Genomic DNA, 26,163 nt, shown 5'->3' with positions numbered 1-26,163 from the left:
CCCACTGATTAAGAGTCAGTTGCTCTGCCAACTGAGCTAAGGATGCTTCTTTCGTTTGGGCGACGGCAAAGGTAGACCATTCCTTTCAATCTGCCAAATCTTTTGAGGTCTTTTTACGGCCTTTTTCAGTCATCAACCGCCTAAAGAGCCAACTGCTTTGCCTATGATTCGCTGTAGAACGCTTTTCTTCGTCTAAGAAACAACATCATCCAGCCTCCATAGATGATGCTTCCTAAAATGAATATAGCAAACACTAACCAATTATAGATAAACAGGACGATACTGAACACTGCAAACGTAAATAGGGAAAAAGTGATAGTCAGTATTCGTTGCGTAAGGAATGTATTTATATGACTATGGTCATTCATTCATTGCAATAAATCGCCTATCAGTTTGGCATCGAAAAAAGACATGGGCAGTTTGAGCAACTTGATGAAGAAGTCGCTCACAAGCGAAATGTTGATGCGCATCGAGACGTGAAGCAACAGCCAGCGGCGGATAAAATCGATGGCCGTTCGGCTCACTGTAAACATCAGTTGACCGAGAAGAATGAGCCAAACAAAACCGATGTCCTGATTCTTGATACCCACATCCACAATGGATTGGGTGAGAAAAGGAAGTACGAGTTGCAGGAGACTGCCAAGCAACAAACTCACTATGATTTGCCCGAAATGACGGCGGTATTTCCTCCCATACTTCAAAAGGAGCTTGAACGACTGCCGATCCTCCTTTTCCTCATTGTCAATCCGGTGATTGAAGAATTTAGGGGTTGTGTTTAAAAACATAGCGACCCCTTTCTCCTCTCCATTGGGACTTACCGCCAAGGAGATAAAAGAGTGGGGATGTACGTTTTTTATTCGAGGAATGTCCCTGAAGAGGAACAAGAGATACTTATGGAAATAAGCGACAGCGGATTCAAGCTTTTCGACGGTCTTCCCGACGCCGACATTCCGCATGCGCGGGACTTATTGACCGTACAGCGTGCCGTATGTTATTTCCGGCAATTCGACATATCGATAGGTGGCCGTGCTGATTCCTACGAATCCCAAACCTTCTTTTACGTTGTTGGGGATGATCACCGGTTCCATTAGGGCAGGTTCGTAGTTATCGTAGCGAAGATAGTTCATGACCCGCAAGTATCGGTAATACTGATCGTCCATCGACCGCAACGATACTTTTATTTTTCGAGTTACCCGTTCGGAATTGAAATAAATATAGGCTCTGCGGCCATGTTTGTCGGGTTCGTAAAAGAAAGCATCGTTGGAGCTATCGTTCCAGGGATAGGCGCTGGGCAAAAGATGATCCGAGCGGGCGAACACTTTCAGGGTCGCTTCGCCATCTTTAAATTGTCGGTCGTTGAAGATGGTATAGATATTTTCCACGTACGTTCCCCAAATATCATCATTATCGTTCACCAATACTTGCCCGTCCGAGAGGATTGGATCTTCTTTGGAATCGACAACGACCGGATAGCTGCGCTGAATTTGCCGGTCTAAGGTGGGGTGAATCCGGTCGGCCTCGGCATGCAGGTAACGGACGAAGTCGATGTGCATGCTCAACCGGTAGTGATTTTCTTCGTGAGCCCTGTCTTTGATATGGATTTTGAATTGCATGCAGTTTCTCAGCTTCCCATTATCGTTCCGCCTCACGTTAAGGGTATCGACACCGACGATATCGGAGGGAACTTCGGGGGCGATGACTTCGGCGGTGGCATGCAAGGCGCCGCCGTTGGCTTTTCCTTCGAGGCGAATCTTGTCCCCCGGGTGAAAGACGGCAGGGAAAGTACAGTAAACATGCAGCTTCTTCGACGGATCCACCTGCGAAGAGTCGGACTTCGCCGCCAGGACATCGTTTATATAGCAGGATACTTCAGCATTTTTGGCTTGCTGTATATGGTCGACGTCGCTGATGCTGAAATAAACCGTATGAACGGTATCTTCCGTCTGCAGGAGCGCATTCATCACTAATTGGGGATGGCTGTCTTTCGGCCTGAACTCTAATTCGTTTTCGCAACCGTATAGGAACAGGAGACAGAGGCATAAATCTATCGTTCGTTTCATATCGTTAGAATTTTAGTGTATAACTGATCGACGGGATGAAGGGCAAGATCGTCAGTTTCTTTATTTTCGTTTGGATCCTCTGATAGGCTAATCCTTCCGCATCCTCGTCGGGATGGAACGGAGAGCCGTCCGTTTTCGTTTCCGCATAAACCAAGTTCGGATTCATGGCATTGTACACGTTGTAGATGCTGAAATTCCATATACTTTCCGCCCCTTTCTTGGAGAAACGGTGCAGGTTCACGCTCAAATTCAGACGGTGGCTGCAGGGCAAGCGATAATTGTTCCGACGGGAGATATAGGCTTCGTGCGAAACCTGCCCGTCGGGTGTCAGCGTCACGGTTCTTCGTTCGGGCACGGTGATATAACCTCCGGTATTGAATATCCAGGAGGCGGCCGCATCCCACTTCCTGTTAAATTGATGATTGACGACGATATTCAGATAATGCCGCCGATCGTATTTGTAGGGGAAGCGTTCGCCGTTATTGATGTTTCCGTTTTTAAACCGGCGATCGCTTTTGGACAAAGTGTAAGCCAGCCATCCGGTCGTGTTTCCTATGGTCTTCTGGATGAGCAATTCGAGGCCGAACGAACGGCCTTCGCCCATCTCGACCTTATTCTCCCAGTGGGCGCTGTTTCCCATCACGCTTACGCCGTCTTGGTATTCGAGCACGTTGTTCAACTTCTTATAATAGCCTTCTATCGAAAATTCCCACCCTTTGACGCCGTCGTAATACAGTCCGGCCGAATATTGGTCGGCCGTCATCGGCTGAATATGTTTCGTGATGGGAACCCACAAGTCGGTAGGCAAAGCAATCTGCGTAGAGGAGAGCAAATGAACGTATTGAGTCATTTGAGAAAAAGCGGCCTTCGTTATCCAACGATCTCCCAACCGATACTTGGCGGAGATGCGAGGTTGAGCCGAATAATAACTTCTGCCTTGCGTGTCGAACAAATTGAAATGAACGCCGGCGTCGATGCTTATCCGCTTTCCGATATTGAAGTTATCCTCGGCATAGACCGAAATCTCTTTGCCGTACAGGGTGCTGTTGCCCGCACTCTTGTAAATGGTATCGGTAAGGATGGTCTCATTGTGACTTTCTTTTATTTTCGAATTCAATGTTTCCGGGCGAAAGGTGTGATAAATCCCTTCGCCGCCGAACTTGATCAGATGATGAGGTACGGGCGTATAGTCGAAATCCATCCGTGCGCTCCAATCCTCTATGCCCGATCGATAATCGGATTGGTAGGAGAACGTTTGTTCTTCGTTGTCGATTCGGTCTATTTCCCTACTGCTGCCGAACATTTTCATGCGATACTTGTTGAGCGCGAGGGTTGCATTGCTGAACAGTTTATTGCTGAAGACGTAATTCCACCGTCCGGCTGCAATGAAGTTTCCCCAATTCAAGCGTTGCTTGTCTCTCGAGACGTATTGCGAGGTAGTGGTTTCGCCAGGGCCCGAATATTTCAGGTCGGAATTTTCTCTCCATTTGTAACGGTCTTCTCCCCAGTACACGTTGAGAAACATTCGGCTTCGGTCGTTGAATCTGTGATTTACTTTCGCATTGATATCCGCAAAGTAATAATTGTTATCCTTTCGTAAAGATTTGACAAAAGGCATGAACAGGAGCGTGTGAACTCCTCGGGCGCTGAAAGAATAAGACGTTTTGTCTTTCGCGATCGGGCCTTCGAGGTGCAGCTTGCTGGTGAGTGAACCGATGCTCAAAGAGCCTTCCGATCTTTTCATATTCCCGTCGTTGGTACGAACGTCGACGATACTGGAAATGCGTCCTCCGTATCGGGCGGGAAAAGCTCCTTTGAACAAGGTGACGTTCTTGACGGCTTCGGGTTGAAAGATAGAGAATATGCCGAGCAGATGGTCGGCATTATAAATCGGGATGCCGTCGAGCATGACCAGGTTCTGATCGGCATTCCCTCCGCGCACATAAAGTCCGGAAAAGCCTTCCGTACCGGCTTGCACACCCGGCATGAGCTGGATGGTCTTTAATATGTCCGCTTCTCCGAGGATGGTGGGCGTGTGCTGGATTTGTGTCATCGGAATCTCGATGGCGCCTGCATTGGTCGAAAGAATTCCGGCTTCTTTCCGATCGGAGGTAACGATCACCTCCTGCAGTTGATTGTCGCTTTTCAGTTTGACGTTCAGCACGGTGTCCTTGCGGAGGACAAACCGCATGCGGATGGTGGCGTACCCCAAGTAGGAATAACTCATCGCTACCTCTCCTTCGGGGACCGTCAAGGTATAAAAGCCGAAAGGGTTGGTTGCGGCCCCTGTCCGGTTCATACTTTCGAGAACATTGGCTCCGATCAGCGTTTCGCCCGAAGCGATGTCCGTCACATAGCCGCTGATCGTGCACTTCCGTTTGTTTTGTTTGGGGAAGGAGGTGGCTTGCTTATGAATCAAAACGATATGTGGAGGCTTTATCTCATAGGCCACGGGCTGGTCGACGAACGCATTGGCGAGGAGATCTTCCATGGAGCTATTCTCGACTTTCAACGAAATCGGATGCGACAATTTTACATCCTGTCCGTAGACAAAGGTAAATTCCGAAATTTTCTCCACTTGCTTGACAAATTCGTTCAGCGAAGCATTGCGTAAATTTAAGGTGATGATCGTCTTTTGCTTTTGTTGGGCCCACAGAGACGAAGCGACGGCAAGCAATGCGATAAATAAGGTGGTTTTCGAAAAGGAAGAACTGTTAATCTGTTTCATGGTGCTCTGTCGATTTAATAAGAATGAGGTCGTTTTCGCGAGAATAGCTGAAATTTACGGCCCGCTGCAACAGGTATAGCATATTCTCCAACGATTCATCGTCACCGAAAGTGGCTGTCACGTGGTAGTTCTTCAAAGCTTCGTCGGCAATATGGATGTTCACATGAAAGGTTTCGTTCAGGTTATCCACGATCTCGTGCAAGGGTGCCTGATCAAAACGCATCGTTTTCCGTTCACGGGAGGGAACCGTCGTTTTTTCCTTCACAGCCTTTGGGTTGCGCGGAACGACGATGCCGTTATAATAGGCCGCCCAACCGAGGATGCAAAAACAGCATATCGCCGCCGCGGCGACGTTTCGGATCAGACTTAATCTTCGTACGCGCAGATTAGCCTTTCGTCGGGTTTCCAACAGCATCCACGTCCGTTCCTTCGTATATCTTCCTTTCGGCGAACGGGTAGAATGAACCAATTTGTCGAGAATCTTATCGAATTGCTCTTCCATTTTCGTTGTCGTTTATTACATAGACAGGTCGTATTTTAAAAGTCCCTATCCGGTTTCTTGTGTTTTTTGAAAACAAGTATTCAAAGAAGCATCTGTTTCAACAGTTTCAGTGCTTTTTGCAGCTGGGCATCCACCGTTTTTTCGCTGATACCCATTTCCACCGCTACCTGCGCATAGCTTTTCCCTTCTTCTCGAAGAGCGATAAATACCTGTCGGCATCGCTCGGGCAATTGCTCGAGTGCTTTGACATAACGGGCGAAGAGCTCCTCGCAGACCAGCGTTTCTTCGGGCGAGCAATCCGAACCTGCTTCCTGTAACACGACTTCGTCGGCCGATACGGTATCCCACCGATTTTCTTTTCCCAACGTATCCAACGCCGCATTTTTAGTCATCGTAAAGAGATAGTTTTCTAACTTATCTATCTCGATCAGGCTTTTCCGTTTGTTCCACAGGTTCATGAAGACCTCGATCACGACTTCCTGTGCCAGCTCTTCTTTTTTTACATAGTAGAAAGCGATGCGATACAGGCGGTCGTAGGTAAGATTATAAAAATGTCGGAAAGCTTCTTCCGAATCGCTTTCCAATTCTCTTAAACAGCGCCTGATATCTTTTTCCGACATGATTATAAACAAAAGGCTCCCCCGCAAAAGAATCGGAGGAGTCTTATTCTCTTGTCAACGTTTGTATTAAGCTTCGGTTTTAGGAGCCTCCTCCACCGGCGCAGCCTCTTCGGTAGGAAGGGTAGCTGTCGTTTCTTCAGTGGCTTGGGCTTCCTCTGCAACTTTGGCTTCTTCTGCTTTGGCTTCTTCTGCTTCTGCTACTTTGGTAGCGGCTTCTTCTGCTGCTTTGGTAGCGGCTTCTTCTGCTGCTTTGGTAGCGGCTTCGGCTGCTTTCTTTTCGGCTACTTTGGCAGCGATTTCTTCGTTCACTTTCTTTTCCGCTTCTAAACGAACCTTTGCAGCGGCTTTCTTATCCGCATCTATTTTATCCTTTAACGCTTTCAGCCCGTTTTGTTTGTCGTTTTTCCAAGCCTCGAATTTGGTTTCGGCCTCCGCTTCATTGAAAGCGCCTTTAGCCACGCCGCCCAGCAAATGTTTCTTCATATAGACTCCTTCTCTTGAAAGAAGATTGCGGACAGTGTCTGTAGGCTGCGCACCCACCAATACCCAATGAAGGGCGCGTTCGAAATTCAAATCTACTGCGGCAGGATTGGTATTGGGATTATAGGTTCCGATTTTCTCAATAAACCGTCCGTCACGCGGAGCTCTTGCGTCTGCAATAACAATAGAATAAAACGCATAACCTTTGCGTCCTCTTCTTTGTAATCTGATTCTTGTTGCCATTTTAAAATAATAAATTTAACTAATAAATGATTTGAATTTGTGCCAATAACTCGTATTAGCGGGTGCAAAATTACTTCTTTTCTTTTAAATTGCAAATGTTTATCATTTATTTTTAATTTTCATGCTGCTCCTTACCAACCAACCGATTAATAGGAGGTAGGCAGTCAAAGAGAGAACTTCGCTCCAGGGGTTGTCGTGCCATGCGAGATTGAACATGTCGATGCCGGCGAATTTCAACCCCGCACTGGCTACGCCGAGCAAGGCGCCGCCCGCAATAAATCCGCTTGCGAGCAATATGCCTTTTTCGTTGCGCGTTTTATTCGCATGCTGATCTTTACTGCGGGTCGAGACGTACCACTGGACAGCTCCGCCGACCAATAAGGGCAGATTCAGATTCAAAGGGATGAACATTCCCAAAGCGAAGGCGAGGGCCGGCACTTTGCAGAGGGTCAGTATGACGGCCAATGCGGCGCCGATTCCGTATAATAACCAGGGGGCGCCGACGCCGTTCATCAACGGGTCGATGACGGCGGCCATGGCATTCGCTTGAGGGGCTACCAATGTTTCGGACGAAAAACCGTAAGTCTTGTCGAGAATCATGATCACTCCGCCTACGGTAGCTGCCGAAACCAGCGTTCCTAAAAACTTCCACGATTCCTGTTTGGCTGGCGTGGTACCGATCCAATAGCCGATTTTCAAATCGGTGATGAATCCTCCCGCCATCGAAAGGGCCGTACAAACGACCCCTCCCATAATCAAGGCAGCCATCATGCCTGATGTTCCCCTCAATCCGACGGCAACCATGATGACCGAGGCCAAGATCAGCGTCATCAATGTCATTCCCGAAACGGGATTGGTGCCTACGATAGCGATGGCGTTCGCCGCAACGGTCGTAAACAGGAACGAGATCCCGGCCACCACCAGTATTGCTACCGCCGTGTGGACTATGTTTCCGTGCATGACATCCAGATAGAAGAACAATACGACGAGAAGCAACGTAAAGATGATGCCGAAAGCGATCATCTTCATGGAAAGATCGCGTTCCGTTCGCAGGGGAAGGCTTTTCTTCTTCTTTCCGCCCATCTCTTTGACTGCCAATCCGACAGCCCCCCTGATAATGTTCCATGATTTTACGATGCCGACGATCCCGGCCATGGCAATCCCCCCGATACCGATGCTCTTGGCGTATTCCGCGAAGAGCTGTTCCGGCGTCATTTCTCCGATAGGCACGGTAACGGACGGATTCCACATGTTCAATACCTGATCTCCGAAGAGTAGGTTCATTCCCGGAATCAGTATTACCCATACTAATAGGGAGCCGGCACAGATAATCGTCGCATATTTCAATCCGATGATATATCCCAAACCGAGAACGGCAGCTCCCGTATTGATCTTCAATACGATTTTGGCCTTGTCGGCAAGTGCTACGCCCCAATCACAGATGCGAGTGGTGAAGTTTTCGTTCCACCAGCCCAACGCAGCCACGATAAAATCGTAAAGACCGCCGATCAGCCCTGCTATGAGCAAAGGCTTGGCCTGACTGTCGCTCTTTTCGCCCGACACCAAAACCTGCGTGCCGGCAGTAGCTTCCGGAAAGGGGTATTCGCCGTGCTTATCCTTCACGAAATATCTACGGAAGGGTATCAGGAAAAGGATGCCTATTATTCCTCCCAACAGCGAACTGACAAACATTTCCACGAAGCTGACCGTCAGCTCCGGATACTTGGCCTTGAGGATATACAGGGCAGGCAGCGTAAAGATGGCTCCCGCCACAATGACGCCCGAACAGGCTCCGATCGATTGGATAATCACGTTCTCGCCCAAAGCGTTCTTCCGCTTTGTAGCGCTCGACAGGCCGAGGGCAATAATCGTAATGGGGATTGCCGCTTCGAAAACCTGCCCGACTTTCAAGCCGAGATAAGCCGTGGCTGCCGAGAAAAGAATTGCCATGAGCACTCCCCAGGTAACAGACCACGTCGTTACTTCGGGGTATTGGCGGTCGGCTTTCAGCAAAGGTTCGTATGCTTCGCCGGGCTTGAGCGGCCGGAATGCGTTCTCAGGTAACCCGACCTGTTTTTCTTTGTCCTCTTTCATCTTTGACTGCTATTTTATTTTTTCGTATTTTTTTAGGCATTCAAAAGTAGTGAAAAAATGACTGTATTTGCATCATTTCAGTCAAAAATCCCCAAAAATAGCATCGAAACGAAGCTTTCTTGAGCGACAGAGAGAGAATATGGAAAAAAATGATTATCATTACATCGAATTATGATAACGGATATGGATAAAAGTTTTCTTTCGTACGTGGAGCAAAGCGTTAAAGAGTATTGGAATCTGGATGCATTGAGCGATTATCAGGGATCGACATTGAAATACAAAGATATTGCAAAAGGCATCGCGCAACTGCACATTTTATTCGAAAAGGCCGATGTGAAGAAGGGAGACAAGATTGCGCTCTGCGGGCGAAACAGCTCGAATTGGGGAGTTATCTTTCTGGCGGTACTGACTTATAAAGCGGTCTGCGTGCCGATACTTCACGACTTCAAAGCCGACAATATCCATCACATCGTGAATCATTCGGATGCTTCGTTGCTCTTCGTCGGCGACAACGTATGGGAAAATTTGGATGAAAGTTCCATGCCGAACCTGAAAGCCATCTTTCTGATCCGCGATTTCTCGCTGTTGATCGACCGCACCGGTGCCTTGCCTCCCGTTCTGTCCCGATTAGACCGTTTATTGGCAGAGAAGTATGAGCACTTCAGTCCCGCCGCCGTTTCTTACCAGAGAGATCAACCGGACGAATTGGCCTATATCAGTTATACCTCGGGTACGACCAGCTTTTCTAAAGGAGTGATGATTCCCTATCGAAGTCTGTGGTCGAACCTGAAGTTCGCGCAGGATAATATGGAGATAAAACCCGGCGATCGTCATGTCTGCATGTTGCCCTTGGCCCACGCGTTCGGTCTGTTATTCTCTTTTCTGTTCGAATTTACCAAGGGTTGTCATGTCTATTTTCTGACGCGTTTACCGAGTTCGAAGATTATTTTCCAGGCCTATCGGCAGGTCAACCCTACGCTGATTATCATCGTGCCGCTGATTGTCGAAAAAATCGTAAAGAAAAACATCTTGCCCAAGCTCGAAGAACCGAAGATGAAATTCCTGCTTCGCATACCCGGTATAAGGACGCTGATCCTCGGGCGGATACGAAAGGAATTGTACGATCTCTTCGGAGGAAATTTCATCGAATTGGTAATCGGCGGGGCCGCATTGAATCCCGATGTCGAGACGTTTCTCCAGAAAATCGATTTTCCTTTTACCATCGGATACGGAATGACGGAATGCGGCCCCTTGATCAGTTACGCTTCGGCGGCCACTTTCGTCAAAAGTTCATGCGGAAGGCCTGTCGATCGGATGGAAGTGAAAATCTCATCGAACGACAGGCTGCATGTGCCGGGCGAAGTGCTGGTGCGGGGCGACAACGTAACTTTGGGATATTATAAGGATAAGAACGGCAATGCAGAGGTTTTCGATGCGGAGGGCTGGTTCCATACCGGCGATATGGCCGTGATGGACGAGCGGGACAATATCTTCATGAAGGGACGGTGCAAGAACATGCTGTTGGGAGCAAACGGACAGAATATCTATCCCGAAGAAATAGAAGACCTGTTGAACAGCTTCCCCTTCGTGGCCGAAAGCATCGTCGTGCAACGCGAAGAAAAGTTGGTCGGATTGGTGCATCCCGATTACAACGAAGTGATGGTGCACGGATTGACGGACTCCCAACTCGAGTCGGTGATGGAAAAGAATAGGGAAGAACTGAATGAGATGCTGCCTCGCTACAGTCAGATCAGCGCATTCCTGCTATTCCCAGAAGAATTTGAAAAGACTCCCAAACGCTCTATCAAACGATTCCTTTATGTATAAAATCGATATATGCAGTACACTTGTCATTACCCATCGCCTCTCGGAGGCATCATCGTTTCGAGCGACGGCGAAGCGATAACCGGTCTGTGGTTCGACGGCCGGAAGTATTCTACCGACCCGGCGGCAGCAGCCTACGAAGAAAAGCCTTTACCCCTCTTCGAACAGGCGAAGCGGTGGTTAGACCTCTATTTCAGCGGTGAAGAACCGCCTTTCGTGCCGGCGATCCGTCTTCACGGTTCCTCCTTTCAGCTTGCCGTTTGGGAAATATTGCGACAGATTCCTTACGGGCAACTGGTTACGTACCACGATATCGCGAAGGAGATCGCCCGTCGGCGAGACATCGACAGGATGGCGGCCCAGGCCGTAGGCGGAGCCGTCGGGCGCAATCCCGTCAGCATCATGGTGCCCTGTCACCGTGTGATAGGGAGCGACGGCAGCCTGACCGGTTATGCCTCGGGCATCGAGAAGAAGAAGCGATTGCTCGCTATGGAAAAGGTCGAGTTCGACGCGGACGATTACGTCCTTCAACCTAAACGATGGCGCATTCCTTAACGTAAGCGGTGACGTTCGAAATGGAACCGACGCGGTCGTTTATCCCGTCGTCGACGTTCCGAATCCCGTCGGATACGTTGGGCAACCTAAAATTTGACGTCCCGGATCCCGTCGGATACGTTGTACAACCTCGAATTTGACGTTCCGAACCTCGTCGGATACGTTGTACAACCTCGAATTTGACGTTCCGGACGTATCCGGACAGGTTGTACAACCTGTCCGGAGGGATAAACAACCTCGCCGACGGGGTTCGGGACGTATCCGGACACGTTAGAGGACGTATCTGGCGAGGTTCGGGACGTATCCGGACACGTTGGGGGACGTATCTGGCGAGGTCCGGGACGTATCCGGACACGTTGGGGGACGTATCTGGCGAGGTTCGGAACGTATCCGGACACGTTAGGGGACGTATCCGGACACGTTGGGGGACGTCAACGGACGGATAAGCGAACGAAAGGATTAAAAAAAGAAGCTGTCTCCTTTTTTTACGAGTGACAGCTTTTCTTTTTACCGGTATAGCGTTTCGCTTTATTGGTTTGCTTTGGCTTCCATGTCGCCTTCGATGTATAAACGGGTCATTTCTTGTTTTGCATTGGTGCGAACGGTGATCGATTTCTTGAAGTGTCCGGGAAATTTCCCTGCTCCGTTATAGGTGACGGTTATTTTCCCCGACTCGCCCGGCTTGATAGGAGTTTTAGGGTAATCGGGAACCGCACAGCCGCACGAAGCAATCGCCTGGTGAATCACTAAGGGAGCATCTCCCGTATTTTTAAAAGTAAAGGTGCACGTTACTTTCGGACTGCTCTCCGGGAAAGAACCGAAGTTATGAGAAGTGGTTTCGAATGTAATCTCTGCCTGACCGTCATTCACAGCTGCGTAAGCCGTGAATACGAAAACCAATAGCATTAAAGTCGATAGTAAAATCTTTTTCATTTTCTTTTTGGCTTACAATAAATTTGCGTTCAAAGGTAGGAAAACTTTTCGTATCTGTTCGGAAGTTAAAAGAATTTAACTAATCGGCCCCCTCGGACAGGGGCTATCGACTCACTTGTTTCACCCCTTTTACCGTCTTTATCTTCTTTATTAAAGCGAAGAGTTTGGACGTGTCGTCTACCATGATCGTCAGCATACCTGAAAAAAGTCCGTCGTTCGAGTCGATATTGATCGAGCGCAACGTAACCTCTTCCTCCTTGTTGATGATAGAGGTGATGTTGGTCACGATGCCGATATCGTCCTGACCGACGATGCGTAAGGTAATCGGATATTTCCTGCCTGCGCTTTTGCCGGCCCAGCGCGCTTTCACCATGCGGTACGGGAAACGGGTTTTCAATTCGGAGGCGTTCGGGCAGTCCTTTCGATGAATCTTGATCCCTCCGTTGACGGTTACGAAACCGAAGACTTCGTCGCCGTAAATGGGGGTGCAGCATTTAGCCAGTTGAAAGTCTATGCCTTTCAGATCCTGATCGATGATGAGCACGTCTTCCTTGATTGTTTTCTCTTCTTCGGCGGAAGCCATGTTGTAGGTATCGGCGCTCTTGACGGCATAATTTTCATTCTGTTCGACCTTTACCCGCTGCATGTCGACAAATCGGTCGCATACTTCGTTGGCGTCGAGTTTATCATCGGCAATATCCTGATAGAATTCGGTAACCGTCTTGTATCCCATTTTTTTGATCAAGCGCATCATGATGGTTTCGTCGTAATCGATCTTGCGATTTTTGAACCGACGTTCCATCGTTTCTTTGGCAAACTCCACCTGGCGGGCCTGGATTTCCTTTAAGGTTTGACGAATCTTCGTCCGCGCCTTCGACGAGACGACCATGTTCAGCCAGTCGCGTTTGGGCCATTGCGTATTCGACGTCATGATCTCCACTTGGTCGCCGCTGGAGAGTGGTTGGCGGATCTGCGCGTTTCGTCCGTTCACTTTGGCGCCGATGCAATGGCATCCCAACTGCGAGTGAATCGAAAAGGCGAAGTCGAGCACGGTCGCGCCCTTGGGCAATTTATATAAATCGCCTTTCGGCGTGAATACGAAAACCTCATCTTCGTACAACTCGAGTTTGAACTGATTCATGACTTCCATGTCCGTATCCGCGCTTTCAAGCGTTTCGCGAACAGACTTCATCCATTCGTCCATCCCTCCTTCGCTCTTTACGCCTTTGTAACGCCAATGGGCGGCCAGTCCCCGCTCTGCAATATCATCCATCCGTTCGGTACGGATCTGCACTTCCACCCATTTGCCCGCCGGCCCCATCACGGTGGTATGAAGCGATTCGTAGCCGTTGCTCTTGGGTACGGACAGCCAGTCGCGCAAACGGTTCGGATTCGGCTTGTACATGTCCGTCACAATCGAATACACCTGCCAGCATTCCTGCTTCTCTTTAGCTAACGGAGCATCTAAGATAATGCGGATGGCAAACAGGTCGTATACCGCTTCGAACGGACAGTTCTGTTTTTTCATTTTCTGATAGATGGAATGAATAGACTTGGTTCGACCTTTTATATGGAATTTCAGTCCCTCCTGTGTTAATTTTTTCTGAACAGGTTCGATAAAAGCGGCGATATAAATATCGCGCGAAGCTTTCGTGGCATTCAACTTGTCCTTGATGAAATAGTAGACCTCCTGGGCCGTGTATTTCAACGACAGGTCTTCGAGTTCCGATTTCAACTGATATAAGCCGAGCTTGTGCGCAATGGGAGCGTAGAGATAAGATGCCTCATTAGCCACCCGAGTACGAGCCTCTACCTGATCGGTATCTTTGATCTGACGCATCAGATTAACTCGGTCGGCGATCATGATGAGGATGACGCGCATATCTTCCGCAAACGATAACAGCAGGTTACGGAAATTCTCGGATTCGATGGTCGGATTCTTGGCGTACAGATCATTGATACGGATCAGTCCGCGAATGATTTTAGCCACGTCCGTCCCGTATTCCGCCTTTATCCTGTCGAGTGCATGGGGATCGCTGTCTGCAGAACGATGCAGGATGATGCTCAAAATGGAAGCACGTTTCATGCCGAGTTCATCGGCCATGATGACGGCGGTCTGCATATCGAGAAGCACAGGATTCATGCCGAACACGTCCCGAGTCAAATCTCCTTGAGAGGCCGCATCGATCAATCGTTCCTTCAACTTGCGGCAATCGTCTTTCTGAAGCGTATCGGCCGTCAGTCGTAACAACTGTTTATACAGTCCGATCAATTGGTGGTGTTCTGCTGCGGTGAAAAACTTCGTCTCGCTCATCATCCTGATTTTTCATTTTCTTTTGGTAAAGTTAGTTATTTCTCAAATCCTTTTTTCCCTTTCTAATAAAAAAAATCGTATTTTTGAAAAATCGATAATACGACGAGCATTTCATGCGATATATTTAACTAAAATCAATCTAATCTATGTGGACGAAAGAAGATAAGCTCATCCTGGCTAAAAAGGGTATCACGGAAAAGCAGATAACAGAACAATTGTCTCATTTTGCGAATGGCTTTCCTTATTTGAAATTATTCGCGGCTGCTTCGAAAGAAAGAGGAATCCTCGTTCCCGAGGCGAAAGAGACCGAATCGTATTTGGATGCGTGGAATGCTTATAAACAAACCGATAAGAAGATCGTGAAATTCGTACCGGCTTCGGGGGCTGCCAGCAGAATGTTTAAGAATATATTCGCATTTTTGGATGCCGATTACAGGGAACCGAGAACGGATTTCGAACGGAATTTCTTCGCGCATCTCCGTCGTTTCGCTTTTTTCGACGATTTGAACGAGGCGTGCCGGCGCAACGAAGAGAAAGACATCGACGCACTTCTCGGGGAAAAGAATGATAAAGCAATAGCAGCTAATCTGCTACTGCCGAAGGGATTGAATTACGGGGCATTACCGAAGGGACTTTTGAAATTCCATCGCTATGCGGAAGGCGCTCGCACGTCGTTGGAAGAGCATATGGTCGAAGGCGCCCTGTATGCCGCAGGGAAGGACAGGACCGTTCGCGTGCATTTCACCGTGTCGCCCGAACATCAGCCGTTATTCATGGAGACGGTAAAGGCAAAAGTTCCTGTTTACTCGGAAAAATTGAATGTTACCTATCAGATCTCTTTCTCTGTTCAAAAACCGAGCACGGATACGGTGGCAGTAGATCTGGCCAATAAGCCGTTTCGGGTTGACGGTAAGCTGTTGTTCCGTCCCGGCGGTCATGGGGCGTTGATTGAAAATTTAAACGACTTGGATGCCGATATCGTCTTTATCAAAAACATCGATAATGTCGTTCCCGACAGGCTGAAAGACGATACGGTCAAATATAAAAACTTATTGGCCGGCGTTCTCGTGACGATGCAAGAGAAAGCGTTCGATTACTTGAAAACGCTTGAAACCGGCAAGTACGAGCATGTACAGTTGCAGGAGATGGCTCATTTCTTGCAACACGACCTTTGTTGCCGAAACGCCGATATCACCCAATTGGAAGATACGGAACTGGCTATCTACCTGAAGAGAAAGCTGAATCGCCCCCTGCGGGTGTGCGGGATGGTGAAGAATGCGGGCGAACCCGGCGGCGGTCCCTTCCTCGTGTATAATCCCGACGGAACGATTTCTTTGCAGATTTTGGAAAGCTCGCAGATCGATATGAACGATCCCGAGAAGAAAGCGATGTTCGAGCAAGGAACCTACTTTAATCCCGTAGACCTCGTGTGTGCCGTCCGGGATTATAACGGGAACAAATTCGATTTGTTAGCGCACGTAGACGAAACGACAGGCTTTATTTCATCGAAATCGAAAGACGGCCGCGAACTGAAGGCCTTAGAGCGTCCCGGACTATGGAACGGAGCGATGAGCGATTGGAATACGATTTTCGTCGAAGTCCCGCTGAGCACCTTTAATCCGGTAAAGACCGTCAACGATTTGCTGAGACCGCAACATCAGTGAAGAAGTTTGTTTTCATGCCGAAGGTATGGGAGTTGGAAGCAAGAAAAAGCGAGGAATGGGTATCTGACTGAAATACAGTGTGTATTTCCTATTTCCTCATAGGGTTGTGCAGACTTACCTCGCTGGGAAGCCTCTTTTCTTATCCCACTCTCGCCTCTGCCTGCTTTCGATACCGGCAGAACGAGCATGCAAAAGTAATGGGGGCGAACAGACCAGCAGTCTGAACGCCCCCATTGTCGTTTCTTATTCTATTAGGCGCGACTTAGAAGTTCGCTACGCCTTGTTTGTCCCACCAAACGCGTGTTCCACCGATATCGCCCTTGAACTTGGTACTTGAATTCTCGCTGTTCAACAACTCGATGCCTTTCTGCAGCTCTGCATTGTTGGCGTTGATCTCGACGTTCGAATAGATCAGACGTCTGATCTGCTCGTCGGTATCGATCGTTCCTTCGCTCTTATTGACACGGTTGGGGAAGAGTTTCGGGTAGCCCGTTCGGCGATAGTCGGCCCATGCTTCGGTAGACAGCGGGAAGTTGGCGATCCACTTCTGTATGATGATGCGCTGCAACATGTCTTCTTTCGTAGCGCTTGCATCCCATTTTACCGAAACGGTGTTCATCGCCGCAATGTTGTTGGCGCTGTTGGCAGGGTCTACATAGTCGAGCTGCTTGGTCGTACCGTTGATGTAGGCCGTGATTTCGGCATCCGAGATGGCGTTGACGCCGCTGTAGGCTTTCTTGTACTTCAGCTCGTTCTGGATCGACACTCTGATGCCTTCTTCGTACAGGTCTTTAGCGTCACCATTCATATTCCAGCCACGTACTGCGCCTTCGGCCCGCAAGAAGTAGGCCTCGGCCACCTTCATCACCGGCAGCGGAGTAGAGTAGGCACACACGATGCCCGAATAATTGCCCCACGTATTGGGCTTGTTAGGCAGATCGCAACCGCCGCGTATGCCTAAATAGCGCGTTCCCTGAGCAATGGTGGTACCGTTGGCGGTTACTTCGCCGGTATTCTTGGTAATATAAAGTGCGATGCGCGGATCGTTAAAGCCGTCCATGACGGTTACAAGGTTGGCATTGATACCACAGTCGCCCCATTCGAACATACGTGTCAGCTCGTTGCTGATGCCGTGATCGATTAGGATGTCGCGATCGGCAGCTGTCAACACACCGCCATGCACAGCTTCTTCCGCCTTCTGCTTAGCCAATGTCGGGTTAGCTTTTACGATGCGCATGGCATAACGTAACTTGAACTGGTTGGCTACTTTGATCCAAAGGTTCTTGTCGCCATTGCACCAATAGTCGAAAGCCTGTAACTGTTCAGTCGTAGACGTACCACTCTTAAATCCGGCAATAGCATTGTCTAAGAGTTTGAAAATTTGGTTATAAATCTCTTCCTGCGTGTCGTAAGCAAAAGTGGAACCGTTGCTTTCGATAACCGAGCTATAGGCAATCGGGCCGTAAGCATCGGTAGCGTTGGCCGTAGCATAAGCCTGTACAACGCGCAACACGGCAGCAAAGTCGGATATACCTCGCTCATCGCAAACTTTGATCAGACGACTTGTATTATTGAATATATGCAGGTAGTAGTTCTCGTACATACCTCCGCAGAAACCGCGGTTGAGCTTATAATCGACGTTTCCGTTACCACCGAAGTTGTGAGGCGTCATAAAATACCCGCCGAAGAGATCGATACTCAGGTTTGTCCAGAACTGAAACATGTTCTGGTGAGGAGCATAAACAGTATGTAAGGGGTTCGATAAATTGAGCCGCAAACGGCATACTGCTGGGATCTACCTCATGCCGGTTGGTATTGAGCGACTCAAAATTGTCCGTACAACTTGTAAACATCATGCTTCCCGATAACAGCAGGGCAGACGCTGTTGCTGCAACTAAAATTTTATTGAGTTTCATATAATCGTCAATTTTTTTAGAAGTTAAGTTTTAAATTCAGACCGAAGCTGCGTGAAGAAGGCAGCGAGAACAAGTCTACGCCCTGCCATCCGTTCTTGGTGCCTACGGAGACATCCGGATCCATCGGTGCGTCTTTGTAGAAGAACAACAGGTTGCGGCCGATTAAAGAAGCGGTCAGGTTCTTGCCGTAGCCGAGCAGGTTGCGGAAAGTATAACCGAGAGAAAGCTCGCGCAGACGCACATTCGTTGCATCGTAAACATACATTTCGTTAGCATATTGCGAGTTGAAATTCGTTGCACCGGTAGCTCTGTAGAACTTCGTTGCATCGAAAGTAGAACCATCTACGGTTACGGTTCCGGCATCACGTGCGGCACCCGAGCGTTCTGATACGCCCCAACCGTCGAGCGTTGCTTCTGTCATAGAGAGCACTTTTCCGCCGAACTTACCGTCGACCAAAAATGAAAGGGCAAAATTTTTATAGGTGAATGTATTGCTCCAACCCATGTTAACCTTTGCATTCATGTTGCCCACGTATTTCATATCGTTGATTCCGTCGCCGCTGAGTTTCGGAGCGCTGTTATCTACAACGGGCTTGCCATCAGCATCGCGTTGAAGCTGACGCACGTAAAGATCGCCGTATTCGCCGCCTTTTTTCAAAATTACTTTCGCACCGCCGTAGTCTGCAAGCGTCAAGTCGTTCAAACCATCGACCAGTTCTTTGATCTTATTGGTGTTGTAAGCAAAGTTGTAACGGGTTGTCCAGCTGAAATTGCGGTTGAAGTCCTGATGCCACGAAGCACTGAACTCAACGCCCTGGTTCTCTACATCGCCTGCATTGACATAACGTTTTCTGAGACCGGTTCCGTAAGACGATTCTACTTCGAAGAACTGGTTCTTGGTATTGGTCTTATAATAAGTTACGTTTGCTTCGAGCCGGTTATCGAAGAATGCGCCTTCTATACCCACTTCGATCGAATGCGTCTTCTCGGGTTTCAACGTTCTGAACGGAGCTTTGTCCGGTGGAGTCAACGCACCGCCGTCTTTCAGCGTATATCTCAAATTACTCATGAACACAGGCACGTCGTTACCTACGATAGAATAAGACGCACGCAACTTGAGCATATTGATGTCTTTGCCAAGATCGATGAACTTATCGAGCAAGATACTGGCTCCTACCGAGGGATAGAAAAATGACATACTTTCGGTAAATGCCAGTGCAGAAGACCAGTCGTTACGAGCGGTTACATCGACAAAGAAACCGTCTTTATAACCGAACACTGCGCCGTTCCGAATACCGAATTGAGTCGCTTATCCTTCAGAGAGAGCGAAGTGGTCATGCGATAATAGTTGCTCGGCATGAAGATATTGGGGTAATAAACATTTCCGGTAGGCTTGCCGTCTATTACTTCATACTTCGAATCGCCCCAACCGATCAGACCCGTACTTCTGCCCTTGGTCTTCGTAAAGCTGGTTCCGGCCGTTACGGTCAATGTGTAAGTATCGTTCCATGTACGGTACCTTTGCAAACATCAAGTTGTTGTGTAGATCGTACGTTACTGGTTTGAACGGCAAATACGCATGTAGGGGACATGAACATCCTCATAAAAGACAGCATAACACCTACAATTCTTAATTGTTTACACATAAGTTAATAATTTTAAAATGAAATAGAATTTTAATACAGTTATTGTATTCAAAAAGAAATAATTCGAGACTTGGTTTGTATGTATTTGTATTTGGTCGTGGGAGTAAAGGTAGACATATATTCGTTAGCAAAAAAAGTTTTCGAGCTTTTTATGGTTTATTAACTACGAGGCGTTTAAATATATTTATTCCGCATTGGGGTTAGGCGCTTAGAGCGCACGAATATCTGTTAATATTTAATGTGTTATACGAAACAACGGCTATCTTTGTAACATGTTAGAACGGTATCAATTTAGAGGTGTGAACTCACTTAAGTTTTACCGGCACTTTATTACAAAGGATACCTGCTGCGAATATCTCTCCAGCATAAGGTGGGGAGGCTCCGGCTTTGCGTGCAAGAAATGCGGAAATACCCACTTTTGCAAAGGACGACTCCCATATTCTCGTAGATGCACCCGGTGTAAGTATGACGAGAGTCCCGCGACACCTTGGCATACATGGAGCAACAGTTGCTTCCATCGCTGCGGGCGCATTTCGGGCATCTGCCTTGTGTTCTCGGCGGCTATTCGCTGGGAGGGTTGTTTCCCCTCTGGGCTTCATGCTGCCTTTACGGGGGTGGCGGCATCGTCCCCCTCAGTGTGGATTAAAGACTGGCTGCAGTATGTGCAGGGGTATCCCACAAGGGCGCAGCAAGTCTATATGAGCTGGGGCGACAAAGAAGAATTGGTAAAGAACAAGGCCATTGCACAAATGGGTGACAACGTCCGCGAATATCATAAGATGTTCGTTGCTCAACTCAGGGAAGTTCATACGGCATTGGAATGGAATGTGGGCAATCACTTCCAAGACGGAGTCGGCCGTACAGCCCGCGGGTTTGCATGGTGTCTGAAATTTTAGAGCCTTATGAACATTGAAGAATTGCGTAACTATTGTCTTTCGTTATCGCCGGAAGTGGTGGAGAAATTTCCCTTTCAGCAGTTCAAGGCGGCCAGAGATGTGCTGGCCTTCTACATTGGCGGGCATATTTTCTGTTATTTCGATATCAACGACCTGAGCCACGTCACTGTCAAGTGTCGCAAGGAAGACGTGCCCGAACTGCTGGAACAACATGATTGTATTGACCGTCCATATAATGGAAATGCGAAATACTGGATAGGCATCGATGCTACACGGGCGGAAGCCACACTTGTCAAACGATTGGTCGCGGAGTCGTTCCGCATCATCGGCAAACGCAAATGATACTCTGGAACCTTATACACGGCTGCCACCGCAAAAGCGAGGGATGTAAGCATTGCTATGTGTTCATGCGCGACGAGCAGAACGGCATCGCCTTCCATTTTATGCAAACAGGCGGCAACTTCTACAAAGACGGAAAGAATTATAAGCTGACTCATCGGTTGCAAATCGCCCAGGCAGCTCGAGCAAACATCAACATCCTATGCATATAGAAACGTTTCGCAACCATTGCCTTTCAGCAAGGCAACGAGTGAATACGACCGCAACCTGCTGGTATTCTCCATCGGTGACAAGCCGACGACGGTAAGCCCGACATGACGCGGATGAACCTCATCTGCTTCGATCCTATTCACAACCGATACGTGCGCATGGGCGAAGCGGTGGGAAAAGCCTTTGCCGACGGCAGAAAACTGAAATAGAGGGCTGAAAACAACTGTTATCATGAACAGAAGAATAAACGGTAAAATACCTTTCAAATCATCGTCATATAAGGCAAACAATTCCCCATTCGGTAAATACTTGTCAATCATACCCTCCTGTTCGTCTGTCAATAACAACAAGTCAAGAAAACGCTTCTTGTTTTCGATAATCCTTTCTATTTTCATAATGCGCATTATTGTTTGATTCTTCAAGTTCCATTTTCCGAATTGCTGAAAATTTCGTGAGATTTTTGTACTTTCACCGCATACTCTTGTTAAAATATTTGTATTCGTAAAATATTCGACGACTTTTTTCGCAGATGATCAAACTTTTCGCTTCCCCCAGCGAGTTTTACAAATATTATGCGTAATATTGCACTTGCTGGTTGACTCTTTAGGTTGGCGCTTTAAAACTAAATACCTATAAATAGGGATTGTGCCTTCCCGAAGCTAACATTAATTTTGTATCTGGCAAATTATTTTTAATAGAAGATGTGTAACAAAGGTAGATATAGACCCACCGATAAAATGAGCGATTTGATCTGTGATAAATACAATTTATTGCAAGTATTGAGTCGTTTTCAACTGCCCTTGGGCTTCGGCGATCAGACCGTACGGGAGGTTTGCGATTCGGCTAAAGTAGATTGCAACACCTTTTTGGCGATTATTAATTTCATATCGGAAGAGAATAACCGGATGGTCGATAACTTTGAGGGGTTTTCGGTGGTAGCGCTGATGGATTATTTAAAGCAAGCCCATCATTATTTCTTGGATTTCCAGCTGCCTCATATCCGTGCTAAGCTGATAGAGGCGATTGATTCCTCGACGAATGAGCTCGCTGCGTTGATTGTGAAATTCTTCGATGCTTACGTGGAAGAGGTTCACAAGCACATGGATTATGAAGACAAATATGTTTTCAAGTATGTGGAGAAATTACTTAACGGCGAACACCCGAGCGGATTTCACATTACTCAATATGCGCGTCGACACGATCAGATTGAGCAGAAATTAAAAGAATTGAAGAATATCATTATTAAATACTATCCGTCCAAGGAAAATAATAACCCGCTAAATTCTGTTCTCTTTGATATCTTTTGCTGCGAAGAAGATTTAGTTTCACACTGTGAGATAGAAGACTATTTGTTCGTCCCCGCAGTCCGCCAATTAGAAAAGGAGGAGAGATGAACAAGTCGGAAAGCATTAATGTGGCTGTCGCCGAAACTTCCGCCATTGTTCGCAGCGGAGTCATTTCCGTATTGAAGCGATTGCCCAAGCTAGAAGTCAATCCATTGGAGATTACCTCCTTGGACGGGCTTCATACCTGCATGCAAGGGCATCAGCCCGATGTACTGATTATCGATCCGCTTTTCGAAGGCTTATTCAACGTAGAGCGTTTCAAAAGCGATTATCCGGAAACGGAAATGAAAATCATCTCTCTCCAATGTGCTGTGGCCGACAGCAATCTGTTGAAAAATTACGACGAGAACATCGAGCTTTTCAATTCGGAGGAAGAGATAGAAACGAAGTTGGAAAATTTGCTGACGCTGAATACCGATGACTCCGATCAGGAATCGTTGACCCAGCGGGAAAAGGAAGTGATATGCTGCATTGTAAAAGGAATGACTAACAAGGAAATGGCAGATCAGCTTTATCTTTCCATCCATACGGTCATTACGCACCGGAGAAATATCGCCCGGAAGTTGCAGATACATTCGGCCGCGGGCCTGACGATCTATGCAATAGTCAATAAATTGGTAGATATAAGCGAAGTAAAACTCTGAGCAATATACCTATAAGGAGGGATAGAGGCAAACGGAAAAATACCCATAAGTCGGTATTGCACACGCTCTCGGAGGCGCTTATCTTTGCAATGTAAGTTAGTCATATAGATATTACGTAAACCACAAAAGTTAGTTATTAGTGAAGTACTCTCAACGAAGTGATTCGAGGAGAGTACTTTTTTTAACACCATTTCCTGACAACTATTCGTTCGTTTTTTTATATTTGCTGGGAGATTCGGGGAAATGCCGAACAACTTGTCTGTCTGATTGCCGTATACGATGCGCGGGCGTACTGTTCGGTTTGCCTGAGTAGCGTACGATAATATTTATATGATTTTTGTTATGAAAGTCGGATTATTTATACCGTGTTATATCAACGCTGTCTTTCCGCAGGTGGGAGTCGCCTCCTATAAATTGCTGAAGAGTTTGGGGGTGGATGTCGAATATCCTGTCGATCAGACCTGTTGCGGACAACCGATGGGAAATGCGGGATTCGAACGGGAAGCGGCCGGTTTGGCGCATCGCTTCGATGAAAAGTTTAAGGATTACGACTGTATCGTCGGGCCTTCCGCCAGTTGCGTCGTATTCGTGCGCGACCATTACGGTCGCTTACGTGCCCGATCGGAGTGCCGTTGCGCCTCGGAAGATAAAATCTACGAGCTCTGCGAATTCGTTCACGATGTGCTCAAACCGGCTCGATTGAAAGCGAGGTTTCCGCACAAGGTATCTTTACAGAACAGTTGCCATGGCGTGCGCTTGCTGCATTTGTCCTCGTGCAGCGAACAGAATGTGCCTTATTATAACAAAATGCGCAATCTGCTTTCGTTGGTGGAGGGAGTAGAAGTCGTCGAACCGATTCGCCCTGACGAATGCTGCGGATTCGGAGGGATGTTTTCCGTGGAGGAAAGCGCCGTATCCGTGCAGATGACGCGCGACAAGGTCCGCCGCCATCTCGACACCGGAGCCGAATATATTACGGGAGCCGACAGTTCGTGCCTGATGAGTCAGCATGGGATCATCTCCGCTGAAAAGCTTCCTATCAAGACCATTCACATCGTTGAAATATTAGCTGCGGGATTATGAGTACGAAACATTCGAAACGCGCTGCGCAGTTCCTGAAAAATCGGAAACAGGCGGCCTGGCACGACGAAACCTTGTGGTTGTGTCGCGCCAAAAGGGATCGATTGAGTAAGGAGATTCCCGAATGGGAAGCTCTCCGAGATGCCGCATTCGCCCTGAAGATGTACAGCAACAGCCATTTGGACGAACTGTTGACGGCGTTCGAACGACATGCTCGTGACAACGGCGCAAAAGTATATTGGGCTAAGGATGCGGAAGAATATCGGAATATCGTTTACGGCATCCTCAACCAACATCACGTGAAGCATTTCGTGAAGAGCAAATCGATGCTTTCGGAAGAATGCGAATTGAATCCCTTCCTCCAATCGAAAGGCATTGAGGTCATCGAAACGGATTTGGGCGAACGCATCCTACAGCTGATGGAGCTGAAGCCTTCCCACATCGTTATGCCGGCGATTCATATCAAACGGGAAGAGGTGGGGAAACTGTTCGAAAAGGAAATGGGGACGGAGCCCGGCAACTTTGATCCCACTTATCTGACGCACGCCGCGCGGAAGAACCTGCGCCAACATTTTATTCGCGCCGAGGCTGCCATGACTGGAGCCAATTTCGCCGTGGCCGATACCGGCGAAGTGGTGGTTTGCACCAACGAGGGCAATGCGGACATGGGAACCTCGCAACCCAAGTTGCAGATCGCCGCCTTCGGCATGGAAAAGATCGTTCCCGACAGAGCGTCGCTGGGAGTGTTCACCCGCCTCTTAGCGCGCTCCGCCACCGGTCAGCCGATCACTTCTTACACCTCCCATTATCGAAGGCCTCGCGAAGGAGGAGAGCTCCACATCGTCATCGTCGATAACGGAAGAAGCAAAATTTTAGCCGACGAGCAGCACCGGAAAGTGCTGAACTGCCTGCGATGCGGAGCGTGCATGAATACCTGCCCCGTCTATCGCCGGAGCGGAGGCTATTCATACACCTATTTCATTCCCGGCCCGATAGGGATTAACTTGGGCATGCTGAAAGCTCCGTTGCATTATTACGATAACGTCTCGGCCTGCTCCCTGTGTTATTCCTGTTCCAATGTTTGTCCGGCCAAGGTGGATCTTGCGGAACAAATCTATGCCTGGCGGCAGGACCTGAAGAAGTTCGGGGTTTCCGATACGACGAAGGAATTGATGAGCGACGGTATGACTTTCCTGACAAACCGCCCGTCTCTGTTTAATGCCGGATTGGCGGCCGCCCCCTACGGGATGCCTGTTCTGAAAGCCTTCGGCATGCAGTGGGGAAAGGGTAGAGACTTCCCCGACTTTGCCCCCGACAGTTTCAACGCCTTGTGGAAGAAAGGAGAAATAAAATCATGAGCAGCAGAGAAGAAATATTACAGAACGTGCGACGGGCGATTCATGTGCAATATGAAAAGCCGGATTTGAGCGAATTGGAAAAGTCGGCTACCACTTATCCGGACAAGATACGGAAGTTCACCGAAGTGATGCGTGCGACCGGTGGTGAAACGATCGTGCTTCAGGACGGAGAAGACTTGAATACGACCATCCGCAAGCTTTATCCCGACTTGAAACGCATTGCCTCGAACCTGAAGGAGGTCACATGCGCCACCTTCGATCCGGACCGGGTGGAAAGCACGGCGGAACTAGACGGGACGGAGCTGGCGATCGTGAAGGGACAGGTCGGCATAGCCGAGAATGCGGCCGTTTGGTTGGAGCAGGACCTGAAAGAGCGCGCTCTCTATTTTATCTCGGAACGCCTGATCATTCTGTTGGATAAAACCAAATTGGTAAGCAACATGCACGAAGGATACTCGCTGATCGATACCGGCAAACACGGCTTCGGAGTATTCATGTCGGGACCCTCGAAGACTGCCGATATCGAACAGGCACTGGTCTTCGGAGCTCACGGTCCTCAGGAAGTAACGGTGATACTGTATTGAGAGACCCCGTTCCTGTCGAGGGTGCAGGCGATGCGTATCTCGGCCGATGCCGCATAGCCGTGCGTTGAAAATTTCGTGGGCACGACCCTCGATTTCATCGGCACGAAACTGAAATTTCAGAGGCATA

The 26,163-nt window shown here is 48.3% G+C and carries 19 protein-coding genes and 4 pseudogenes; 11 read left to right on the top strand and 12 right to left on the bottom strand.

The features are described from left to right. Nucleotides 1-182: 182 nt before the first annotated feature. The 7 genes and pseudogenes from BN102_RS04685 to BN102_RS04655 form a co-directional block, all read right to left on the bottom strand. Nucleotides 183-809 (bottom strand): annotated as a pseudogene (locus tag BN102_RS04685) (ABC transporter transmembrane domain-containing protein); the annotation flags it as partial. Nucleotides 810-965: 156 nt separating this feature from the next. After that, the gene (locus BN102_RS04680) at nt 966-2,060 is read right to left on the bottom strand and encodes a DUF4249 domain-containing protein (protein WP_019207932.1); all 1,095 of its coding nucleotides are present in this window, start codon (nt 2,058-2,060) and stop codon (nt 966-968) included. Nucleotides 2,061-2,064: 4 nt separating this feature from the next. Next, entirely contained in the window at nt 2,065-4,788 is a 2,724-nt protein-coding gene (locus BN102_RS04675; RefSeq protein ID WP_019207931.1) for a TonB-dependent receptor, read from the bottom strand. Then, nucleotides 4,775-5,290, bottom strand: coding sequence for a DUF4974 domain-containing protein (locus BN102_RS04670; RefSeq protein ID WP_019207930.1), 516 nt, complete (start codon nt 5,288-5,290; stop codon nt 4,775-4,777). Before BN102_RS04670 ends, BN102_RS04675 begins: the two co-directional genes overlap by 14 nt. An 80-nt stretch (nt 5,291-5,370) precedes the next feature. After that, nucleotides 5,371-5,910: an RNA polymerase sigma-70 factor gene (locus BN102_RS04665; protein ID WP_019207929.1), complete on the bottom strand. Its 540-nt coding sequence runs from the start codon at nt 5,908-5,910 to the stop codon at nt 5,371-5,373. A gap of 66 nt (nt 5,911-5,976) precedes the next feature. Further along, entirely contained in the window at nt 5,977-6,633 is a 657-nt protein-coding gene (locus BN102_RS04660; protein ID WP_019207928.1) for a 30S ribosomal protein S16, read from the bottom strand. Nucleotides 6,634-6,735: 102 nt separating this feature from the next. Then, nucleotides 6,736-8,727 carry an OPT family oligopeptide transporter gene (locus BN102_RS04655; protein ID WP_019207927.1) on the bottom strand — a complete coding sequence of 664 codons (1,992 nt, stop codon included), beginning with the start codon at nt 8,725-8,727 and terminating at the stop codon, nt 6,736-6,738. Between the two features lie 183 nt (nt 8,728-8,910). On the opposite strand from BN102_RS04655, the gene BN102_RS04650 reads away from it, so the two are divergent. Next, a complete protein-coding gene (locus tag BN102_RS04650) occupies nt 8,911-10,554 on the top strand; it encodes an AMP-binding protein (RefSeq protein WP_036787307.1) in 1,644 nt (547 codons plus the stop codon). Between the two features lie 9 nt (nt 10,555-10,563). Further along, entirely contained in the window at nt 10,564-11,106 is a 543-nt protein-coding gene (locus BN102_RS04645) for a methylated-DNA--[protein]-cysteine S-methyltransferase (RefSeq protein ID WP_019207925.1), read from the top strand. Nucleotides 11,107-11,634: 528 nt separating this feature from the next. Here the strand turns inward: BN102_RS04645 and BN102_RS04635 are convergent. Further along, the gene (locus BN102_RS04635; protein ID WP_021311667.1) at nt 11,635-12,039 is read right to left on the bottom strand and encodes a DUF1573 domain-containing protein; all 405 of its coding nucleotides are present in this window, start codon (nt 12,037-12,039) and stop codon (nt 11,635-11,637) included. Between the two features lie 103 nt (nt 12,040-12,142). After that, nucleotides 12,143-14,353 (bottom strand): RelA/SpoT family protein, encoded by a 2,211-nt coding sequence (locus tag BN102_RS04630; RefSeq protein WP_021311635.1) that lies wholly within the window; start codon nt 14,351-14,353, stop codon nt 12,143-12,145. Between the two features lie 146 nt (nt 14,354-14,499). On the opposite strand from BN102_RS04630, the gene BN102_RS04625 reads away from it, so the two are divergent. Next, nucleotides 14,500-16,017: a DUF4301 family protein gene (locus BN102_RS04625; RefSeq protein WP_019207921.1), complete on the top strand. Its 1,518-nt coding sequence runs from the start codon at nt 14,500-14,502 to the stop codon at nt 16,015-16,017. A 262-nt stretch (nt 16,018-16,279) separates the two neighbouring features. Here the strand turns inward: BN102_RS04625 and BN102_RS04620 are convergent. Continuing rightward, nucleotides 16,280-17,933, bottom strand: a pseudogene (locus BN102_RS04620) (SusD/RagB family nutrient-binding outer membrane lipoprotein). Between the two features lie 16 nt (nt 17,934-17,949). Next, nucleotides 17,950-19,445: pseudogene (locus tag BN102_RS04615) on the bottom strand (TonB-dependent receptor domain-containing protein); the annotation flags it as partial. A 406-nt stretch (nt 19,446-19,851) separates the two neighbouring features. Here BN102_RS04615 and BN102_RS11145 point away from each other — a divergent pair. The 3 genes and pseudogenes from BN102_RS11145 to BN102_RS10850 form a co-directional block, all read left to right on the top strand. Next, nucleotides 19,852-20,055, top strand: a pseudogene (locus tag BN102_RS11145) (transposase); the annotation flags it as partial. 426 nt (nt 20,056-20,481) lie between these two features. Continuing rightward, nucleotides 20,482-20,817, top strand: coding sequence for an MmcQ/YjbR family DNA-binding protein (locus BN102_RS04605; RefSeq protein ID WP_019207918.1), 336 nt, complete (start codon nt 20,482-20,484; stop codon nt 20,815-20,817). Next, nucleotides 20,814-21,026, top strand: a complete 213-nt coding sequence (locus tag BN102_RS10850; protein ID WP_156810936.1) for a hypothetical protein — start codon at nt 20,814-20,816, stop codon at nt 21,024-21,026. Before BN102_RS04605 ends, BN102_RS10850 begins: the two co-directional genes overlap by 4 nt. Here BN102_RS10850 and BN102_RS11140 read toward each other — a convergent pair. After that, nucleotides 21,015-21,419: a hypothetical protein gene (locus BN102_RS11140; protein WP_021311625.1), complete on the bottom strand. Its 405-nt coding sequence runs from the start codon at nt 21,417-21,419 to the stop codon at nt 21,015-21,017. The genes BN102_RS10850 and BN102_RS11140 overlap by 12 nt on opposite strands. A 306-nt stretch (nt 21,420-21,725) precedes the next feature. Between BN102_RS11140 and BN102_RS04595 the strand changes: the two genes are divergently transcribed. From BN102_RS04595 to BN102_RS04575, 5 genes are all read left to right on the top strand, one after another. Then, nucleotides 21,726-22,418, top strand: coding sequence for a hemerythrin domain-containing protein (locus BN102_RS04595; protein ID WP_019207915.1), 693 nt, complete (start codon nt 21,726-21,728; stop codon nt 22,416-22,418). After that, nucleotides 22,415-23,014 (top strand): response regulator transcription factor, encoded by a 600-nt coding sequence (locus tag BN102_RS04590; protein WP_019207914.1) that lies wholly within the window; start codon nt 22,415-22,417, stop codon nt 23,012-23,014. The genes BN102_RS04595 and BN102_RS04590 overlap by 4 nt, the downstream gene beginning before the upstream one ends. A gap of 342 nt (nt 23,015-23,356) precedes the next feature. Further along, a complete protein-coding gene (locus tag BN102_RS04585) occupies nt 23,357-24,097 on the top strand; it encodes a (Fe-S)-binding protein (protein WP_019207913.1) in 741 nt (246 codons plus the stop codon). Next, nucleotides 24,094-25,452: a lactate utilization protein B gene (locus tag BN102_RS04580; RefSeq protein ID WP_019207912.1), complete on the top strand. Its 1,359-nt coding sequence runs from the start codon at nt 24,094-24,096 to the stop codon at nt 25,450-25,452. Before BN102_RS04585 ends, BN102_RS04580 begins: the two co-directional genes overlap by 4 nt. Next, entirely contained in the window at nt 25,449-26,036 is a 588-nt protein-coding gene (locus BN102_RS04575; protein WP_021311661.1) for a LutC/YkgG family protein, read from the top strand. Before BN102_RS04580 ends, BN102_RS04575 begins: the two co-directional genes overlap by 4 nt. The last annotated feature ends 127 nt before the right edge of the window (nt 26,037-26,163 follow it).

Source organism: Phocaeicola abscessus CCUG 55929, assembly GCF_000312445.1.
GTDB lineage: Bacteria > Bacteroidota > Bacteroidia > Bacteroidales > Bacteroidaceae > Phocaeicola > Phocaeicola abscessus.
This window is presented reverse-complemented; position numbering and strand designations above follow the sequence as displayed.

Coding starts and splice junctions, on each gene's coding strand:
- BN102_RS04680 (WP_019207932.1), bottom strand. CDS start 2,060: ATGAAACGAACGATAGATTTATGCCTCTGTCTCCTGTTCCTATACGGT.
- BN102_RS04675 (WP_019207931.1), bottom strand. CDS start 4,788: ATGAAACAGATTAACAGTTCTTCCTTTTCGAAAACCACCTTATTTATC.
- BN102_RS04670 (WP_019207930.1), bottom strand. CDS start 5,290: ATGGAAGAGCAATTCGATAAGATTCTCGACAAATTGGTTCATTCTACC.
- BN102_RS04665 (WP_019207929.1), bottom strand. CDS start 5,910: ATGTCGGAAAAAGATATCAGGCGCTGTTTAAGAGAATTGGAAAGCGAT.
- BN102_RS04660 (WP_019207928.1), bottom strand. CDS start 6,633: ATGGCAACAAGAATCAGATTACAAAGAAGAGGACGCAAAGGTTATGCG.
- BN102_RS04655 (WP_019207927.1), bottom strand. CDS start 8,727: ATGAAAGAGGACAAAGAAAAACAGGTCGGGTTACCTGAGAACGCATTC.
- BN102_RS04650 (WP_036787307.1), top strand. CDS start 8,911: ATGGATAAAAGTTTTCTTTCGTACGTGGAGCAAAGCGTTAAAGAGTAT.
- BN102_RS04645 (WP_019207925.1), top strand. CDS start 10,564: ATGCAGTACACTTGTCATTACCCATCGCCTCTCGGAGGCATCATCGTT.
- BN102_RS04635 (WP_021311667.1), bottom strand. CDS start 12,039: ATGAAAAAGATTTTACTATCGACTTTAATGCTATTGGTTTTCGTATTC.
- BN102_RS04630 (WP_021311635.1), bottom strand. CDS start 14,353: ATGAGCGAGACGAAGTTTTTCACCGCAGCAGAACACCACCAATTGATC.
- BN102_RS04625 (WP_019207921.1), top strand. CDS start 14,500: ATGTGGACGAAAGAAGATAAGCTCATCCTGGCTAAAAAGGGTATCACG.
- BN102_RS04605 (WP_019207918.1), top strand. CDS start 20,482: ATGAACATTGAAGAATTGCGTAACTATTGTCTTTCGTTATCGCCGGAA.
- BN102_RS10850 (WP_156810936.1), top strand. CDS start 20,814: ATGATACTCTGGAACCTTATACACGGCTGCCACCGCAAAAGCGAGGGA.
- BN102_RS11140 (WP_021311625.1), bottom strand. CDS start 21,419: ATGAAAATAGAAAGGATTATCGAAAACAAGAAGCGTTTTCTTGACTTG.
- BN102_RS04595 (WP_019207915.1), top strand. CDS start 21,726: ATGTGTAACAAAGGTAGATATAGACCCACCGATAAAATGAGCGATTTG.
- BN102_RS04590 (WP_019207914.1), top strand. CDS start 22,415: ATGAACAAGTCGGAAAGCATTAATGTGGCTGTCGCCGAAACTTCCGCC.
- BN102_RS04585 (WP_019207913.1), top strand. CDS start 23,357: ATGAAAGTCGGATTATTTATACCGTGTTATATCAACGCTGTCTTTCCG.
- BN102_RS04580 (WP_019207912.1), top strand. CDS start 24,094: ATGAGTACGAAACATTCGAAACGCGCTGCGCAGTTCCTGAAAAATCGG.
- BN102_RS04575 (WP_021311661.1), top strand. CDS start 25,449: ATGAGCAGCAGAGAAGAAATATTACAGAACGTGCGACGGGCGATTCAT.